At 70.3% G+C, this 17,496-nt stretch carries 16 protein-coding genes and 2 pseudogenes; 9 read left to right on the plus strand and 9 right to left on the minus strand.

Annotated features, from left to right (window positions below):
- Positions 1 to 793: 793 nt before the first annotated feature.
- Positions 794 to 1,369 carry a TetR/AcrR family transcriptional regulator gene (locus tag ACH4E7_RS41320; RefSeq protein WP_396254370.1) on the minus strand — a complete coding sequence of 192 codons (576 nt, stop codon included), beginning with the start codon at positions 1,367 to 1,369 and terminating at the stop codon, positions 794 to 796.
- A 70-nt stretch (positions 1,370 to 1,439) separates the two neighbouring features.
- Between ACH4E7_RS41320 and ACH4E7_RS41325 the strand changes: the two genes are divergently transcribed.
- Positions 1,440 to 2,333: an NADP-dependent oxidoreductase gene (locus ACH4E7_RS41325; RefSeq protein ID WP_396254371.1), complete on the plus strand. Its 894-nt coding sequence runs from the start codon at positions 1,440 to 1,442 to the stop codon at positions 2,331 to 2,333.
- 816 nt (positions 2,334 to 3,149) lie between these two features.
- Here ACH4E7_RS41325 and ACH4E7_RS41330 read toward each other — a convergent pair.
- Positions 3,150 to 4,271, minus strand: coding sequence for a virginiamycin B lyase (locus ACH4E7_RS41330; RefSeq protein ID WP_396254372.1), 1,122 nt, complete (start codon positions 4,269 to 4,271; stop codon positions 3,150 to 3,152).
- Positions 4,272 to 4,716: 445 nt separating this feature from the next.
- Between ACH4E7_RS41330 and istA the strand changes: the two are divergent.
- The 4 genes and pseudogenes from istA (at position 4,717) to ACH4E7_RS41350 (ending at position 8,038) form a co-directional block, all read left to right on the plus strand.
- A pseudogene (gene istA / locus ACH4E7_RS41335) lies at positions 4,717 to 5,986 on the plus strand (IS21 family transposase).
- The gene (gene istB, locus ACH4E7_RS41340; protein WP_396254373.1) at positions 5,986 to 7,245 is read left to right on the plus strand and encodes an IS21-like element helper ATPase IstB; all 1,260 of its coding nucleotides are present in this window, start codon (positions 5,986 to 5,988) and stop codon (positions 7,243 to 7,245) included. The pseudogene istA and the gene istB overlap by 1 nt, the downstream one beginning before the upstream one ends.
- Positions 7,246 to 7,304: 59 nt before the next feature.
- On the plus strand, positions 7,305 to 7,751 hold the full coding sequence (locus ACH4E7_RS41345) for a transposase (protein ID WP_396254374.1): 447 nt from the start codon (positions 7,305 to 7,307) through the stop codon (positions 7,749 to 7,751).
- Positions 7,748 to 8,038: an IS3 family transposase gene (locus tag ACH4E7_RS41350; RefSeq protein WP_396254399.1), complete on the plus strand. Its 291-nt coding sequence runs from the start codon at positions 7,748 to 7,750 to the stop codon at positions 8,036 to 8,038. Before ACH4E7_RS41345 ends, ACH4E7_RS41350 begins: the two co-directional genes overlap by 4 nt.
- Before the next feature lie 109 nt (positions 8,039 to 8,147).
- Here the strand turns inward: ACH4E7_RS41350 and ACH4E7_RS41355 are convergent, their stop codons facing one another.
- Together ACH4E7_RS41355 and ACH4E7_RS41360 are read right to left on the minus strand one after the other, a co-directional pair.
- Entirely contained in the window at positions 8,148 to 8,537 is a 390-nt protein-coding gene (locus ACH4E7_RS41355) for a nuclear transport factor 2 family protein (RefSeq protein ID WP_396254375.1), read from the minus strand.
- 89 nt (positions 8,538 to 8,626) lie between these two features.
- Positions 8,627 to 9,892, minus strand: a complete 1,266-nt coding sequence (locus ACH4E7_RS41360) for an MFS transporter (RefSeq protein WP_396254376.1) — start codon at positions 9,890 to 9,892, stop codon at positions 8,627 to 8,629.
- Positions 9,893 to 9,991: 99 nt separating this feature from the next.
- Here ACH4E7_RS41360 and ACH4E7_RS41365 point away from each other — a divergent pair, with 99 nt between their 5' ends.
- Positions 9,992 to 10,567 (plus strand): TetR family transcriptional regulator, encoded by a 576-nt coding sequence (locus ACH4E7_RS41365; RefSeq protein WP_396254377.1) that lies wholly within the window; start codon positions 9,992 to 9,994, stop codon positions 10,565 to 10,567.
- 329 nt (positions 10,568 to 10,896) lie between these two features.
- On the opposite strand, the gene ACH4E7_RS41370 is transcribed toward ACH4E7_RS41365, so the two are convergent.
- Together ACH4E7_RS41370 and ACH4E7_RS41375 are read right to left on the minus strand one after the other, a co-directional pair.
- Positions 10,897 to 11,037, minus strand: a complete 141-nt coding sequence (locus ACH4E7_RS41370) for a hypothetical protein (RefSeq protein WP_396254378.1) — start codon at positions 11,035 to 11,037, stop codon at positions 10,897 to 10,899.
- An 88-nt stretch (positions 11,038 to 11,125) separates the two neighbouring features.
- A complete protein-coding gene (locus ACH4E7_RS41375; protein ID WP_396254379.1) occupies positions 11,126 to 11,530 on the minus strand; it encodes an IS3 family transposase in 405 nt (134 codons plus the stop codon).
- Positions 11,531 to 12,632: 1,102 nt separating this feature from the next.
- Between ACH4E7_RS41375 and ACH4E7_RS41380 the strand changes: the two genes are divergently transcribed.
- On the plus strand, positions 12,633 to 12,860 hold the full coding sequence (locus tag ACH4E7_RS41380; RefSeq protein ID WP_396254380.1) for a hypothetical protein: 228 nt from the start codon (positions 12,633 to 12,635) through the stop codon (positions 12,858 to 12,860).
- Between the two features lie 69 nt (positions 12,861 to 12,929).
- Here ACH4E7_RS41380 and ACH4E7_RS41385 read toward each other — a convergent pair whose 3' ends face one another.
- Positions 12,930 to 14,381, minus strand: coding sequence for an SPFH domain-containing protein (locus ACH4E7_RS41385; protein WP_396254381.1), 1,452 nt, complete (start codon positions 14,379 to 14,381; stop codon positions 12,930 to 12,932).
- Positions 14,382 to 14,653: 272 nt separating this feature from the next.
- Between ACH4E7_RS41385 and ACH4E7_RS41390 the strand changes: the two genes are divergently transcribed.
- Positions 14,654 to 14,908: a hypothetical protein gene (locus ACH4E7_RS41390; protein WP_396254382.1), complete on the plus strand. Its 255-nt coding sequence runs from the start codon at positions 14,654 to 14,656 to the stop codon at positions 14,906 to 14,908.
- A 249-nt stretch (positions 14,909 to 15,157) separates the two neighbouring features.
- On the opposite strand, the gene ACH4E7_RS41395 is transcribed toward ACH4E7_RS41390, so the two are convergent.
- On the minus strand, positions 15,158 to 16,171 hold the full coding sequence (locus tag ACH4E7_RS41395; protein WP_396254383.1) for an SDR family NAD(P)-dependent oxidoreductase: 1,014 nt from the start codon (positions 16,169 to 16,171) through the stop codon (positions 15,158 to 15,160).
- A gap of 659 nt (positions 16,172 to 16,830) precedes the next feature.
- Here ACH4E7_RS41395 and ACH4E7_RS41400 point away from each other — a divergent pair.
- Positions 16,831 to 17,172: a DUF6191 domain-containing protein gene (locus tag ACH4E7_RS41400; RefSeq protein WP_396254384.1), complete on the plus strand. Its 342-nt coding sequence runs from the start codon at positions 16,831 to 16,833 to the stop codon at positions 17,170 to 17,172.
- A gap of 29 nt (positions 17,173 to 17,201) precedes the next feature.
- Here ACH4E7_RS41400 and ACH4E7_RS41405 read toward each other — a convergent pair.
- Positions 17,202 to 17,460: pseudogene (locus ACH4E7_RS41405) on the minus strand (hypothetical protein); the annotation flags it as partial.
- Between the last annotated feature and the right edge of the window lie 36 nt (positions 17,461 to 17,496).

Raw genomic sequence — 17,496 nt, forward strand, 5'->3', positions numbered from 1 at the left:
GATCAAGAAGGTCCGCAGGGGCCGCTACACGGCAGCCGCCACACCAGCGGCCCCCACCTTGCACCCCGGCCGAAATCCTTAACTACCCGGCCTTGGTGGAACTTCAGGAAGCAAGGTCACGCCCGGCACGGACACGTCGCGACCACGAAGGAGACGAAGCCTCCGCCAAGGCCGCCTGCAACCCACTCACCGGCACTGACACAACCAGACACTCTCATGCCCCACGAAGAAGATCGAGCCCGGACCGAAGCCGCCCCACACGCTTGACGAAGAACATAGAGGCACCCCCCGGATCGCCGCGCTTCCCGCTGACGCCGTGACCGTTCGCGGCGGCGAAGCCGTCCTCGTCCCCGACCGCCTGCCCGCGCCCCGGGCCCGGCTGCTGACCGAACTCGCCGACCCTTGGCACCCGAGCAGCATCCTGACGCGCCGAAGTCGGTGGGTGGAACCGACTGAGTGGGCAGCCGAGTCCTCTCCGGAGGACGGGAGTTCGAGTTCGACGTCGATGAGGAGCCGAGATTTCGCGCCAGCAGACCGACTGACCAGGAGCTGCGGCAGACCTTCCACAAGCTGCTGGAGCGCGTGCTCACCGTCGGGGGGCCGCACTCCTGCAACGGACTGGACAGCGTCACCAACGAGGCGCTCTGGCCGAGGTGCCACTCGAGTCAGACCGCGACCGGGCCCGATGCGGGGCCTGGGAGCTGTAGCCCTAGCTAGGAACGGCCGCCTGGGGCACCCCGCACGTGCCGCGTGCCCGCCCCGGCTCCGGCCCCGGCCGCAGCGGGCCGCCCCCTCAGGGCGCGGTGGCTTCCCAGGCCGCCTCGATCATCCGGAAGACCTCGTCCACCGTGGCCCCGGGATCGTCCGCCCGGCAGGCCAGCGCGTAGGCGTCGATGGCGAACCGCGCGGTCGCCCGGCAGGCCGTCGCACTCCGGGACAGGTGGGGATCGGCGGCCAGAGCCGCTGCCAGCGCCTGCGCGTGACGCAGGCTCATCGACTCCTCGTACTCCCGCAGGGCGGGTGATCCCTCGATCATGCACCGGACGGGGGCTCTGCCCTCCGCCGTGCAGTGCCGCACCAGGGCCTGAACCTCACGGTGCAGCGCCGGGATGAGCGGCTCGTGCGGCTGCCGGTCGGTGACCGCCCGCGTGAGGCACTGCTCGAAGTCCTGGTCGCGCTCGAACACCAGGGCCTCTTTCGAGGCGAAGTGGGAGAAGACCGTGGTGACGGCCACGTCGGCCTCGGCCGCCACATCACGGATGCCCACGGCGTCGTACCCGCGCTCCAGGAAGAGCCGCAGCGCGGTGTCGGCGATCTTCTGACGGGTCGCGGCCTTCTTGCGTTCGCGGCGTCCGGGCGGCTCGGTCATGCCCTGACACTACCAGGTACGAATCCCTAACCGTTGCGAAACCCTAACCGTTACGGTTATGTTCGGCCGCATGAGGAAAGTGAGCTTCGCCGAGTTCGGCGGTCCCGAGGTCCTGCACCTGGTGGAAGCCGAGGAGCCCCACGCGGGCCCCGGCCGGATACGCATCGCGGTACGGGCGGCGGGTGTGAACCCCGTCGACTGGAGGATCCGGGAGGGCCAGGTCCTGGGAGCCCATCCGGTCGAGCTGCCCGCCGGGGTCGGGCTGGACGCCGCCGGGGTGGTGGACGAGGTCGGCGAGGGCGTCGAAGGGGTCGAGATCGGCGACCGCGTGTTCGGAGAAGGCTCCGACACGTACGCCGAGTTCGCCGTGCTGTCGGCCTGGGCCCGCATGCCCGAGGGACTGACCTTCGAGGAGGCGGCCGGGTACCCGTCCGTGGTGGAGACCGCGCTGCGCATCATCCGCGAGGTCGGCGTGCGGCCCGGGCAGACGCTGCTGGTCAGCGGCGCGTCCGGCGGCGTCGGTTCGGCGGTGCTGCAGATCGCCCGCGAGCGCGGCATCACGGTGATCGGCACGGCCGGGGCCGCGAACCAGGACTACCTGCGCGGTCTGGGCGCCCTCGCCACGACCTACGGCGAGGGCTGGGTCGAACGGGTGCGGCACCTGGGCCGGGCCGACGCGGCCCTCGACTTGGCCGGCTCGGGCGTGATCCGCGAACTCGTCGAGCTGACCGGGGACCCGCGCAAGGTCGTCTCCATCGCCGACCTCGGCGCGCCGCTGCTGGGCGTCCGGTTCTCGGGTGTGGCCGGGAGCGTGCCGGACGCGCTCGCCGAGGCCGTCGACCTCATCTCCCGGGGCAGGCTCCACATCCCGGTCGAGAAGTCGTACCCGCTCACCGAGGCGGCGTCGGCCCACGCCGACAGCCGCGCCGGCCACACCCGGGGGCGCCGGGTCCTGGTCGTCTGAGCCGCCGCCCGCCCGACATCCCCGCGCCGAACGGCCGGTCAGTAGCGGACGGTGAATCGACGTCAGGCGAGGTCGGGGCGGGGCGGCTACACCTCGTCCACCAGGGCGATCACGGCGTCCTCCGCCGAGATGCGGCTCAGGCCGTCCCGAATAGGCCGGTCACCACCAGTGCGGAGACAGCACCGCGGCAGGCGTTTCCCGGAATCCGGAAGGGCGACGCATGGGGGGCGCCTGCCCCCGGACGAGAACAACCCGGCTCAGCGGGAAGGGTCAGACCGCCTGTACGAAGCCGTCCTCGACATCTGGCGGGCCAGCAGCTGAAGCCGCCTCACCCGGCACCGGGTTGCCGGGTGAGGCCCCACGGATCCGCCCCGCTGGCAGATGGCATGTTCGCGGCCAGAAAAGATTGCAGGTCAAAGCCCTGGCCACCTACCGATCAACGGGTCTAGCATCCCCGCCACGGCGGCCCCACCGCAGCGCCCCTGGGCCGCGCAGCAGAACAGCAACGCCGCGGCTCGGCGCTGCTGCCCCCCAGCCTCCGGCCGGGGGCGCCTACGACCGCTCCGGCGACCTTCTTCGCCGCCTTCTTCAGCTGCGGGCGTCGGAGCTGGAGCGGCTACGGCTGAGCCCCATGCGGGTGTCGTGCAAGGCCATGGAACTGGCCCTGGACCGTGCCCGCGATGTACGCGGCCTGGGTGCCGGAGCCGTCGACGTCGGCCAGGTCCGGGCCGCCCGGCGGACGGCCGCGCCTCCCGCCCAGATCTTCGGCGGGAGGCGGGGTGGCCCGGATAAGGGCCGTTCACGCCGTCGGCCCTGTCAGGGGGTTACCGTTGCGATCTGGCTCGGGGTGTTCTCGGTGAACCAGAGGTTGCCGTCGGATCCGGTGGCGATCTCCAGCGGGCTCGCGTCGAAGGTGGGGACCGACAGTTCGGTGATCGTTCCCGAGGTCGTGATCTGGCCGATGTCGTTGCCGACGTTCTCGGTGAACCACAGGTTGCCGTCCGGCCCGGCGGTGATGCCCCACGGGAACGGGAAGAAGGCGGTATCCGTCAGGTCGTAGCCGGTGAACACGCCCGAGGTGGTGACCTGGCCGATCTGCGTTGCTCCGGCGTCGGTGAACCACAGGTTGCCGTCGGGCCCTGCGGTGATGCCGATGGGCAGCGAGAACAGTGAGGGGACCGCGTACTCGGTGATCGTGCCGCCGGTGGTGATCTGGCCGATGCTTCCGGACAGTACTTCGGTGAACCACAGGTTGCCGTCCGGCCCGGAGGTGATGCCCAGCGGGAAGGCGCCGGAGGTCGGCAGCGCGTACTCGGTGACCGTGCCACCGGTGGTGATCTGGCCGATGTTGTCGGCACCGGGCTCCGCGAACCAGAGGTTGCCGTCCGGCCCCGCGGTGATGCCCCACGGGTACGCGCCCGAGGTCGGCAGCGCGTACTCGGTGACCGTGCCACCGGTCGTGATGCGGCCGATCTTGTCGACGTTCGATTCGGTGAACCACAGGGCGCCGTCCGGCCCGGTGACGATCTCGGCCGGCCCGGCGTTGGTGGTGGGCACCGAGTATTCGGTGAAGGTGCCGCCCGTGGTGACGCGCCCGATCGCGTCGGCGGCGTTCTCGGTGAACCACAGGGCGTTGTCCGGCCCCGCGGTGATGCCGACCGGGGCCGCATTGGCGGTGGGCGTCGCCGACTCGCTGATGGTGGGGCTCTGGCGGGGCTTTGACGTCCTTGGTTGGGGGTGTTTGCCCCGGAGGCAGCCGATGAGCCCCGCCGGTCCCCGGTACTGGACGCAGGACTTCACCCACGGGCGCAGGGATCCGGGACGGGGGCGCGGGGAGTCGCCGAAGGCGACGGTGCCGGGCGCTGCGACAGCGGCTGTCAGGACCAGAACGACGAGCGCGCGATGAAGCCGCCCGAGGCGGCCGGGACGGTGGGACATGAGACCCCTTTCCGAAGGACACGGCGGGAGCCGGAACGCCGAACCTGCGCACCTGCGGTCTCCCCGGACCGGGGGAGGGTGGCCGCGGGAGAGGCGTCCGGCCTCAGGATCCGCGATCGTTCCTGCACGCACGAGAGCGTGGAACGCGGCTCGCGAAGCGCACCAGGTTGCGACGCGCCAGCTCACGCCTTGTCCTTGCGCGGCCCGCGCAAGGACAAGGGCATAGGCCAGTGGCATGCTCCCGTACGCCCCACCCGGCCTGCTGGCCACCCAGGCACACCCGCTTGCTCCGAGCACGTGTCACCTGGGCTGGTCGGGTGTCTCAGCGACGGTTGAAAACTGACCGCTGAACGGCGGATGAAACAGGACCCACCGGAGCAAATCCGACCCTTCTTGCGATCGTCTGATCATCCTGATCCGCGTCGAGGGTCAGGAGGAGAGGGTGGTGATTCCCGTGGAGGACTGGGCTGAGATCCGCCGGCTGCATCGGGCTGAGGAGATGCCGATCCGGGCGATCGCCCGGCACCTGGGCATCTCGAAGAACACGGTGAAACGGGCCCTGGCCACCGACCGGCCGCCGGTCTACCAGCGCCCGCTGAAAGGCTCGGCCGTGGACGCGGTCGAGCCGGCCATCCGCGAGCTGCTCAAGCAGACCCCGACGATGCCGGCCACGGTGATCGCGGAGCGGATCGGCTGGCAGCGCGGGCTGACGATCCTCAAGGAACGCGTGCGTGAGCTGCGACCGGCCTATCTTCCCGTCGATCCGGTCTCCCGCACGGTCTACCAGCCGGGCGAGCTCGCCCAGTGCGACTTGTGGTTTCCGGCGGTGGACATCCCGCTCGGCTACGGTCAGAGCGGCCGGCCCCCGGTCCTGGTGATCGTGTCCGGGTATTCGCGGGTGATCACTGCCCGGATGCTGCCCTCCAGGCAGACCGGCGATCTGATCGACGGCCATTGGCGCCTGCTCGCCGGCGGCTGGGGAGCCGTTCCGAAAATGCTGGTCTGGGACAACGAGGCCGGTGTCGGCAAAGGCAAGCTGACCAGCGAGTTCGCCGCGTTCGCCGGCCTGCTCGCGGTCAGGATCCATCTGTGCCGGCCCCGCGATCCGGAGGCGAAGGGTCTGGTCGAGCGCGCGAACGGCTACCTGGAGACCAGCTTCCTGCCCGGACGCACGTTCACCGGCCCGACCGACTTCAACACCCAGCTGGCCGGCTGGCTGCAGATCGCCAACCGGCGCCGGCACCGCTCGATCGACGCCCGCCCGGTGGACCGCTGGGAGGCCGACCGCGCCGAGATGCTCACCATCCCGCCCGTCTCCCCGCCCCACTGGTGGCGCTTCCACACCCGCATCGGCCGCGACCACTACATCCGCGTCGACACCAACGACTACTCCGTCCACCCCCGGGCCATCGGCAAGACCGTGATGGTCCGCGCGGACAACGAGGAGGTCACCGTCATCGCCGGCAACGACGTCGTGGCCCGCCATGCGCTGCTGGGCCAAGCACCAGAGCCTGACCGACCCCGAGCACGCCGCCGCGGCCCGCGTCCTGCGCGGCGAGGTGATCCACCAGCAGGCAGCCCGAGTGCACGCCGCCCGCGCCGCCCTCCTGGCCCCCGACAGCCTCGGCATCGAGGTCGAGCAACGCGAACTGGGCACCTATGACCGCATGTTCACCCTCATCGAGGGCGGCGCCGGACAGGAGGAGGGCACCTGATGGCCCGCACCACCACGACCGACGCCGTCAAGCCCGACGGCCTGGCGGCCCGCACCGGCCGACAGACTGCCGCCGACCTGGCCTTCTACGCACGCGCCATGAAGGCCCCCGCCCTGCTGGCCGCCGCCGAACGCCTCGCCGAACGCGCTCAGGCCGAGTCCTGGACCCACCTGGAGTATCTGGTCGCCTGCCTGCAGCGCGAGGTCTCCGCCCGCGACAGCCACGGAGGCGAGGGCCGCATCCGAGCCGCCCGCTTCCCCGCGATCAAGACCATCGAAGAACTGGACGTCACCCACCTGCGTGGCCTGACGCGCCAACAACTCTCCCACCTGGCAACATTGGACTTCATAGCCGCCCGGGAGAACGTGATCTTCCTGGGGCCGCCGGGCACCGGCAAGACCCATCTGGCCACCGGACTCGCCGTCCGGGCCTGCCAGGCCGGACACCGGGTCGCGTTCGCCACCGCCTCCCAGTGGGTCGACCGCCTGGCCGCCGCCCACCAGGCCGGCCGGCTCCAGGACGAACTGGTCAAGCTCGGCCGCTACCCGCTGATCGTGGTCGATGAAGTGGGCTACATCCCCTTCGAACCGGAGGCCGCGAACCTGTTCTTCCAGCTGATCTCGAACAGATACGAACGAGCGAGCGTGATCGTCACCTCGAACAAGCCCTTCGGGCGCTGGGGAGAGGTCTTCGGCGACGAAACCGTCGCCGCCGCCATGATCGACCGACTCGTCCACCACGCCGAGGTCCACTCCCTGCCTCAAAGGAGAGTCCTACCGCATGCGCGGCCGCGAACTCGGCCGCGTTCCCACCACCGACAACGACTGAACACGACCACCGACGACGCGAAAAGGGTCAGAACTCAACCGACCAAAGTGGGTCACGGTTCAGCCGCCGCCGACATGGTGAGAGGCGACATGCTGAAGGGGAGCCACCGCAAGGTGGCCAACACGGGACCCCGAGAGGACGAACTGCGGAGCGGCAAAGGCCCCAGCCACGATGGCTCCAGCAACGGGGCCCGCGAACAGGCCCACCACCGCACTCGCCACGATGACAAATCCAAGGCCGACGTGCGCGGCAGGCAGGTCAGCCCTGATCACCTCTCGCAGAGCCTTGCGCCTCGCCCGCATATCAGAGGCATAGCGCTCCCGGGCCATCTCCGGGTCAGCGGCGGGTCCCTCGGGCCACTGGTCCACCATCATCATCCCCCAGATTCCGATCGAACAGAGCCTAACTCCTGGGCTACTCCGTGGACTTGATTCGCTTTGACGGCCACCCCTGATCAGGGGCTTCGGCCCCGGTAAGGATGATGTCCATCATGGAGAGCATGGGGCAGAAGAAGCCACGCCCTCGCCGCTCGTTCACGCCGGAGTTCAAGGCCGAGATCGTCGAGCTGTGCCGACGCGGCGACCGCTCGGTCGGTCAGGTCGCCAAGGACTTCGACCTGACCGAGACGGCGGTGCGCGACTGGGTGAAGCAGGCCCGGGTCGACGCCGGTGAGCGCGACGGCCGGACCAGCGACGAGCGCGAGGAACTGGCGAGGCTGCGGCGGGAGAACCGCCGCCTGCGTGAGGACGTGGACATCCTCCGCCGGGCCCCGGTGCACTCAACCCGTCAGCGCAACAGGGGCTCCAGCCTATCGGCAGGCGTGTCGAAGTCGAGGGTCTTCCGGGGGCGTGTGAACTGCTCAAGGTCTCCCGAGCCGCCTTCTACGCCCGCCGAACCACCACCCCCGGCCCCCGCGCCATACGCGACGCGGAGCTGACCGAGAAGAGCACCGAGGTCCACGCGACCTCGCGCGGCACCTACGGCGCCCCGCGCGTGCACGCCGTCCTGCAGCGCGACGGAGACCGGTGCGGCCGGCGAAGGGTCGCGCGCCTGATGCGCCAGGCCAGCACCGAGGGCCGGCACCGAAGACGGCGCCACCGCACCACGATCCCCGACCCCCGCGCCGCCACCCGGCCGGACCTGGTCCTGCGCGACTTCCAGCCCCACCCGGCGGCCCTCCACAGGGCGCCGCTCCGCAACTGCAGTGAAGCACGATGCTGCTGATTCACCTGATGCGCCAAGAATCGGGATAAGACGCTCAGTCACAGATGCTCCCGGTGCGGGCCGAGCTGCTTGCGTTCCCTCGGCCCGCACCGGCCGCCTCTCAGCGGGTTCAGTTGGCGAGCTGGGCTTGGAAGACGGCGCTGTTGAAGTACGCCTTGGCCTCCCGGATGAGGCCGGTGTCATCCAGCTCATAGATGTTGATGCCGGACCAGTTGACCGGCTTGCCGTCCAAGGCGACGGCGGCGCCACGCCAGGAGACGGCGATGTGGTTGCCGATGGTGTGCGCCTCTATGGGCGTGAGCCCTAGGAAGGGCTGGAAGTTGGGCAGGACGGAGGCGATGAAGTCGCGGATCGCGGTGCGTCCGGTGATCGGAGACGTGCCGATGGGGTCGTGGAAGACGCCGTCCTCGGCGAAAGCCTGTGCCCAGGTGTCAGCGTCGCCTTCCTGGGAAGCACGGAAGAACTGCAGGACAGCAGGCGGCATGGCCGGGAATGTCATGGAGGATCCTTCGAGACGGATGCTGGCTTTGAGGCGGGGAGGTGGGCATGAAAGCGACGGTGGCGCCCGTGTGGAAGTGCGATCGCCGTTCACCTCGGTGAGGCCGCCGATCGCCTGACCGACGGCGCGGACGGCGTGTCCTTGCGACCGCGGTGACGTGGGCGGTCGGCGAGACGGGCGGTGAGAGCGGCGGCTGCGGCAAACCCGATGAGGGCACACACCCCGGGCCAGCCGAGGTGGGCGTAGATGCGGATGCCGAGCCAGGATCCGGCGCTGCCGCCGAGGAACGAGCAGGTCATGTAAGCGGTGTTCAGCCGGCTGCGGGCCTCGGCTCGCAGGGCGAAGATGCGGGCCTGGTTGGCGACCTGGCTGCACTGCACCGCCACATCCAGCAGCAGGAGGCCGGCGGTGAGGGCGGCCAGGCCGATGGGGCCGCCCAGTGCGCCAGCAGTGAGCACCGCGGCCGCGGCGAGGGTGGCCCCGATGCACCAGCCGTTCACCCGATCCGGGCCGTGCCGGTCGACCCGGCGTCCGGCGGCCGGAGCGCAGAACATGCTCGCCGCTCCGATCAGGGCCAGCACGCCGACCGCCTGGGCATCCATACGGTAGCGGGGGCCGGTGAGCAGGAGGGCGAGTGCGGTCCAGGCCGCGCTGAAGCCGCCGAAGAGGGAGGCCTGGTAGAGCGCGGAACGACGTAGGCCCTGCTCGGTGCGCAGCATCCGCACGGTGTCGGCGAGCAGGACCGGATACCGTATGCGGGCGGCCGGCCCGGTGGTGGGCAGGGCCAGGCCGAGAACGAGCGCGAGCAGTCCGGTGAGTGCGGCGGCAGCCAGGTACGGGGCACGCCAGCCGAGGTGTTCGCCCAGCACACCGCCGAAGGTGCGGGCCAGCAGGATCCCGCCGATCAGGCCGCCCTGCAGGGTGCCGATCACGGAGCCGCGCCGGTCGGGCGCGACCAGGCCCGCCGCCAGGGGCAGCAGCAGCTGGGGAACCACCGTGGCCAGGCCGACCACGGTGCCGGCGGCGGCCAGGAGGTCGGTGGCCGGGGCGAGCCCGGCGGCCAGGAGCGCGCAGCCCGTCACGGCCAGCAGCACGGTGATCAACGGGCGGCGTGGGAGCCGGTCGCCGAGTGGGACCAGCAGGAAGATCCCGGCGGCGTAGCCGAGCTGGGTCACCGTGGCCACGCTTGCCGCCGTGCCCGGCGCGATGCCGAACCCGTCGGCGATGAGCGGGGTGAGGGCCTGCGGGAAGTAGACGTTCGCCACGCTGACGCCGCACGCCAGCGCCATCACCAGCGGCACCCGCCGGCCCAGTGCGGCAGGCGCGGGCGGGGCGGGCGGATTGATCCGGGGCATCACAACTCCAACCGAACGAACTAGATGGTTCGAAGCTCGATGAGAGAGTTGCAGACCCTTGCGGGATCGTCAAACGAACCAGTTCGTTACCATCGGTCCATGGCATACGACTCGACGGCAACCAAGGAGCGGATCCTCACGGCAGCGACCAGCGAATTCGCCGCCCACGGCGTCGCCGGTGCCCGTGTGGACCGCATTGCCGCCCAGGCCCAGGCCAACAAGCGGGCGATCTACGACTACTTCGGTGACAAGAACAAGCTCTTCGCCGCTGTCCTCGAACGCCTCATGGCCGACCTCGCCCGGGCCGTCCCGCCCGGCGACGACGACCTGTCCGCCTACGCCGAGCGCCTCTTCGACTACCACCGCGCCCATCCCGAGGCTCTGCGGCTGCTCATGTGGGAAGCCCTCGAGCTCGGCGACCAGCCCGTGCCAGGCGAAGAAGCCCGAACCCGCCACTACCAGGACAAGCTCCAGGCCACACAAGCCCCCGACGACAACGGCGACCCTCAAACGCGCCTGTTCCTCACACTCGGCCTGGTCGGCTGGAGCCTGGCCATGCCCCAGGTCCGCCGCATGATCCTCGGCACCGACCACAGCCTCGACCAGCTCCGCTCCGACATCGCCCAAGCCGTCCAGGCACTGCCCACCGGAGACAGGTTTCCCGAACAGGCATAGCCGCGTGCATTTCGCGCTGGCTGGCGCCGGGCGACTACGCGGGCTGCTGACCTCCGCATCTCCGGAGGAGCTGCGGACCTGGTTCGCCTCCACATAACGCGTGCCTCGCACCGTATGACGGCCTACGCCAGCTGTGGTTGGTTCTACCCGAACTATTCGGGCTCCAGGTTCCCTGGAATGGTTCCCGCGACGCCTGATCCGTTCTAGCTGTCGACCTGGACGGATGGCCCGTGCTCGCAGGGGCCGACAACCCGCCCCGCTCGGTCGAATGTCATATCGCGCTGGCCGCGGCGATGCCCCGCACGGTGCTCGGCGAGCTGAAGCACGAGCTACTCGCACAGCAGGTTCCAGGCGAGCTGGGCCACCCACGCTGCTGTGGGATGGGCGGTGACACCGAGGATGTGGACGCGCCGGGCCTTGATATCCATGACGAAGAAGACGTGGAGGCGCTTGAAGAAGGCGGTGTCCACGTGCAGGAAGTCGCAGGCGAGAAGCGAGTGAGCCTGTGCGGGGATGAAGGTGCGCCCGGCCTGCCGGGAGGCGCGCTGTGGTGCGGGGCTACAGACCGGAGCGGCGCAGGATGCGGCGGATGGCGGCAGCGGCGACTCGGTGGCCGCGCCGTCGCAGCTCGGCCTGGATCCTGACGTACCCCCGGGCCGGATTCTTTGTGGCGAGGCGCCGGATGAGCGCGGCGATCGGGGGAGGGCGGGGACGGGACGCAGCAGCCACGGGGACGGCGGGCTCCTGGTCGACGTCGGCGGCCGGGACAGCGGCAGGCGCCGAGGTAGCCGGGGCCGGGCGATGGACGATTGGTCTGTTCCCCGTGCCGGCGCCGGATCGGCGTCGATGGGGTGCTCGACGACCCCACCCGTCCCCATCCCTGTACGCCGCAACAGACCCAGCAGCGGTGACAGGTGGGCACCGCGTACCTTCTGCGCGGCGCCCACCTCGCGCGCGAACCACTGCCCGAACTCCGCGTCCCTGGCGAACTCGTTACGGATCACCTTCACAGCCGCTGGCTGCCCGCCGGGGGAAAAGGCGAGAAACACCTGTCCCATACCGCCCTCACCCAGCCGCGCCACCAGCCGAAAGCCCCCAAGGCTGTCCGGATGGTGCGACTGCAGTTCAGGAAACCGAAATGCGGACTGGGCTGCGGCAGTGGTTACGGTGCTGCGGAGCGGGCCTGCTGGACGAGCAGATCATCGGCATGCCCTCGTTCTCTGTGGATGAGGCGTGGCATGGGCTGATTCTGTGCACCGCGCGCTACGCGGCCTTCTGCCAGGCAAGCTACGGGCAGTTCCTGCATCACCATCCCCAGGGTGGTGAGCTCCCCGGGATGCGAAACGCGCGGGATCGATGCGGGAACAGCTGCATCGGACGGCCGTGGCATGGTCGTTCGTTGCCCGGCCCGGCGAGGAATGCGTCCTGTGGGACCTCGATGTGCGGGTGGGCGTGCCCGAGCCGTGGAACGTGGGCCGGCCCCCACCCGTTCCCGACGATTCGACGCCACGTTAGGTCCCCGACGTAGCTCACAGCAGGTGAACCGGCCTGCCGACTGGGTGTTGTGACCGCCGAGGTGCCACTTGAGTCAGCGGCGGCGGTGCAACCGCTTGTTCGCGTCCACCTGACGTCCCCAACCGGCCCCTGGCCGCCGATCACTCTGGCATGCTCACCCGAATGGCGGCAGGCAGCGGGCCACCGACGCCTCACATAACGTGCTCGGCGACCTGAACCGCGAACTCGAGGTGCTCACCACTGAGCTGCAGGCCGCCCCCGCCGCCGGCCGGGCCGCCACCGAGATGCCAGCCGGATGAGCAGCACCACCCGGCGCGGGCTCGCCCCGGGCGCCGGGTGCTGTCCGCCACCGTCCGCACGCCCCGCACCCCCGTTGCCGTGGTGACCCGCCGCCCTCGACGCCGAGCTGCACGCCACGCTGCACGCCTTCGAAGCCGCGGCCGCTCCGTGGCGCGAGGCCTCCGAGAACCTGGACGAGGACGTCCTCGCCGAGGCCGCTACCGAAGCGCGGGCGTTCAACGCCGACCCGGCCCGCGCCGTCGACGAGCTGGTGCGCGGCCTGCTCGGACAGCTCGCCGACTGGAAGCAGTCGATCGGCGAGCTCGGCCGCCAGCTCACCGCAGCCGCGCAGGACCAGCTGCTGCCCGGGTGGGCCGCCGACGCCGGCCGCACCGAGGACGTCCGCTGGCGCCGGGCCCGCCAGGCGCTACTGGAGGCCGTCGCCCGCCACCACCACGACACCCTGCCCGCCGAGGCCACTGCCGACCGGCCGTGGTGATCACCACCGCCCGGCGCGCGGGAGAATGAGCCGGGTGGCCAGCACCCAGCCCTGTCCCAGCCGCAGCGCTCAGAATGTCGAGCTGGTCACCGGGTTGTACAGGTCGACCATCGTGCGTACGGGGAGCGGCAACCAGTCGCCGGTCGACGGGTTCCGGGAGAGCAGTTCGAGTACCTCGGTGGCGGTCGGACGGCGCCGGGGATCGTGGTCGAGGCACAGGGTGATGATGCCGACGAACCGGGAGGGCAGCAGGCTGAGGGCGGACGCCAGGGATTCGCCGTCCGGGAGCGGTGCGGCTCCGGCGGCATGGCACAGCACCATGCCGAAGGCGTAGAGATCTACGGCATGCGTGATCGATCCGCCGGTGAGCTGTTCCGGGGCGAGGAACCCCTGGGTGCCGACGACATAGTTGCTACCGGTGAGCCCGGTGCTGTCGAGGGCTCGGGCGATGCCGAAGTCGATGATGCGGGGTCCTGCTCCGGAGATGATGATGTTGCCTGGTTTGAGGTCGCGGTGGATGATGCCGCAGGCATGGATGCGCTCGAGTGCTTCGGCGACGCCGACCGCGAGGGTGTGCAGGGTCCTCGGGGGCAGGGCGCCCTGCTGTCTGAGGACGTCGTGCAGTGACGGGCCGGGGATGTACTCGGTGGCCATCCAGGGCGGGTCGCCGTGGGGATCGGCGTCGACCACTGACGCAGTGTGGAACCCGCCGACGAGGCTTGCGGCTTCGATCTCGCGGGCGAACCGCCTGCGAAAGGTCGAATCCTCGGCGAGCTCCGACCGGATGACCTTGACCGCGACCAGGCGCTGTCCGGGTGACCGGCCGAGATAGACCGTGCCCATCCCGCCTTGCCCCAGCACCGCCGTCAGGCGGTAGCGGCCGATACGGCGAGGGTCCTCCTGTTGCAGCGGACGGTGCCCGGGGGCGAGTCCGGCCCGCACGGGCGACTGCGGTGTGCCACGTGGCCCTCCGTTTTCACCGGCCGGGACGACGGGACCTTCATGCCGGTCGGCGCTGACCTGCTTCGCCGTCGGGCCCTGGATGGAGGTGGGCGGTGCGACCACCTTGCACTCGACGCGGTGGACCCGGACACCCCAGCGGGCAGTGTCCCGGTCGAGCGCACCACGCAGGGCCGCGATGATCTCCCTGCGGGAGGTCAGGGCCCGCTCCACGTCCATGCCGTCGACCGTGCCGCGCAACGTAGCGACAGCGAGCTGCTCGATCGCCTGGACGTAGCTGGTGACGTCGTAGGTGGCGGCCCTCGCATCGGACACCTGGTAGGAGACGGCGATGTCGATGTCGACGCGCCGGTTGTCCCGCGTGACCACCTGCTGCCGCGGAACCGCCATGACCTGTTCACGCAGGTCAACCCGGAAGCGAAGGGTGTCGATGAACGGAATGACGAAGTTCAGACCGGGGTTGAGCGTGCGGCTGTAGCGCCCAAAGCGCTCCACGATGGCGGCGCTGGCCTCCGGAACGATCCGGATCGTTCTGACCAGGGCAATGAAAACGAACAGCACCAGAACGCTCAGAACGATTAAGACCGGTACCACAGCGGCTCTCCCACCCTCCGGCTCCCCGACCCCGACACCGACACCGGTTCGGGCCAGGCAGCAGTCTTCCAGATCCACTGGCCGCCGACGCCGACCGCACCGAGGACGTCCACTGGCGCCAGGCCCGCCGGGCACTGATCGAGGCCGGCGCCCGCCACCACCACGGCGCCCTGCCCGCCAAGGCCACCGCCGACCGGCCGTGGTGATCACCATCGGTCCGCGCACGGGAGAATGGCCGGATGACCAGCAGTCAGCAGCTCCCCCGGGGCCTCACGTCCCTGATCCCCACCGCCCCCGCCACGACGCCCGCCGAGAAAGCCGCCTCCCAGCTCCTCCACCTGCGCGAGGCAACCGTTCCGGTGCCGGTCCTCGCCGCGGCCGCCGAGCTGATCGCCCCGCAGCTGGACGACCCGGACCCCGCCACCCGGGACGCCGCTGGCGCCGTCCACGCCCACCTGCTCGCCGCCATCGAGGACGCCCCACCCGGCCGGTAGCCGCCGTGATGGCCCAACCCTGTCCCAGCACCCCCGCGAAGCCCCCACCAGGCGAAACAGGGTGGGACAGTGCTAGGACCGTCCCAGATCCGTCCCAGCAGAACACCCGAAACGGACACCCTGAGACACGGGTAGGACAGAGCTGGGACCAGCCCCGTACCAACCCGGCGAACCGCCCGGCTGACGGGCCCTGTCCTGTGTCACGAGATCTTGACCGTTTTCCAAACGATCTTGACCGCAGGTCCGATCTCATTCGGTTAAGGCGTCTGTTTCTCCGCGCCCAGTCGCCGGGGCCTCTGTTCCACTGAAGCTTGTCGGTGCGGTGAACGTCGGGTCGTTGCCGGTCAAGTCGCAGCTAGCCGCCCAGAGACGTGCCGCGGTCGTGGTGTCGACGAGGTGGTTCCAGAGGGGTTCGATCCTGGGCGTACCGCGCAGTCCGAACGCTCGGGGACTCAGCATCTGGCCGCCGCTCGCGCTCGGGTCGAGTACGGCCCGGACTGCGGGCCATGCGGCAGCGTCCTTGCCCTGGACGACCAGGCTGAGCGGTAGGTGGGTCAGCCGCTTGCCGGTGGTCCGGACGTGGATCGGCGGGCGCGAAGGGGTGAGGGAGTCGAGCGCGCCACCGGGATGGACGAGCACGCTCAGCGTCGCGCTGCCGACGGCGCGCAGGCGGCGGTCGAGTTCGAGAGCGAAGAGCATCTGGGCCAGCTTGGAGCGCGAATAGGCGCGCTTGGGCTGGTAGTCGTGCGTGCTCTGAAGATCGTCGAGGTCCAGGCGTTCGGACTTGGCGGCGAAGCTGCCGGTGGTGACGATCCTGCTTCCCGGGGTCGCCATGAGCAGGGGGGCCAGGTGGTGGGTCAGCGCGAAGTGCCCCAGGTGGTTGGTCGCGAACATCAGCTCGTGGCCGTCCGCGGTTTCGCGGCGCGGTGGATGGTCGAGCGCCACCCCGGCGTTGTGGACGACCGCGTCGAGGCGGTCCAGCCCGAGCGCGTCCACGGACGCCTTGAGCGAAGCGAGGTCGGCCAGGTCCAGGGGCACGTGCTTCACCTTGGCACCGGGCACGCGCGAGCCGATGGAAGCGATCGCGGCTTCGGCCTTCGTCTTGTCTCGGCTGCCGAGAACGACTGTGGCCCCGGTGCCGGCCAGCTGCTCGGCGACGAAATACCCGATGCCCGCGTTGCCGCCGGTGACCAGGAAGCACTTTCCCTCGGCGCGAGGAAGTCGGTGAACGTCCCACTGCGGGACCTGGGGTACGGCGGGCATGGCGGGCTCCCGGAAGCTCGGAGTGGTCTGAAGGTGAGCGGGCCCGCACCTTCCCAGCCGGCCACGCCCGGTTCCTACGGTCCCGGGGGCCGCTCACATCCCACCGACAGGTCGCTGTCCCCGCTGACAGCCGACCGACATCGTGCGGGCCCAGCGCAGCAACAGCCGTAGCTTCTCCCGCCGATCAAGAGTACGGCGGCTACGGCAGTGCGACGGAGTCTGGTCATGTCACCAACGCTAAGAACACGGAGGCGTCCTGACGTCACCTCAGAGTTTGACGGCGGCCCTAGGGAGTACGGACACGGAGGCGGGCAGGGCCCTTAAGGGGCGCGGGGACGGAGCAGATCCTGCCCCTGTGCGCGCCGACGGCAACACAGGGGGCGGGACCGGCGCGAAAGGTCGACTGAGACGACAACAGGTGCCCGTTCATTCGGGAGCAGGTCAATCGCGCCTTCGTGGCCCGCACCGGCTGCCGGGCCCACGTCGAGCAGGTGCTGCCCACCCACGAACAGCGGCTCGCCTATGGCCTGCCGCCTACCAAGGGCAGTAGGGACGACCCGCGCTGGCCGGATTTTACGCCTCCGGGAGCGTAGCGGCGTTTCCTGACAGCTTCGGCACGGGTCATGGAACAGTCGCCTGCGCCGAACCGTTCCACCCTCATGGTGAGCTTGCTGACCGGCCCGTTCGCCGTCCTGCTGATCGTGGTCCCGCTCTTCCTGGCCGCCGCCCTGAAGACGGCCATCGCCCGCGCCCAGCGCCGTGGGCTGTTCCCCGGCCGGCTGTCCGTGTACGCCGGTCCCGGGACGCGCGGCGCCGGGGCGACCGCCACCGAGGAGCTGCACGCCCTGTTCTACCCGGGCAAGCGGGTACAGCTGGAGGAACGACGGATCGCCCTGGTGCTGCGCGACGACGAGCACGACGGCGCCCCGAAGCGCACCGGCATCGACCTCGCCGCGGGCACCACCAGGATCACCCGGCCCTCCGGCCCCGAGCAGCCCTGAGCCCTTGGGTAAGGACCGTGAGCAGCTGATCAGCCGTGTCCCGGGGTATGGGAAGCGGAGCTGAGGTGGCTTTGGAGCCGGGCGTGGCGGAACTGGTAGACGGCTCCGACCTGGCGCAGGACTCCTCGGTGGTCCTAGCCATCCCAACCAGCCTAGAGTGAAGAAGTCGTGCAGTGATCACCGGTGCGACGAGCAGGGCCTGGCGGATGACCGTGGTGGGTTGATGGCCAGCAGGCGTTCCGGGGTCGCGGCGGAACCGAGATCGAGTGGTGTCTCCAGGGCAGTCATCCGCGGTCGCCGGGATCGCGAGGCGGCCGTGCTCAA

It is taken from the genome of Kitasatospora sp. NPDC018058 (assembly GCF_044327205.1).
Classification (GTDB): Bacteria; Actinomycetota; Actinomycetes; order Streptomycetales; family Streptomycetaceae; genus Kitasatospora.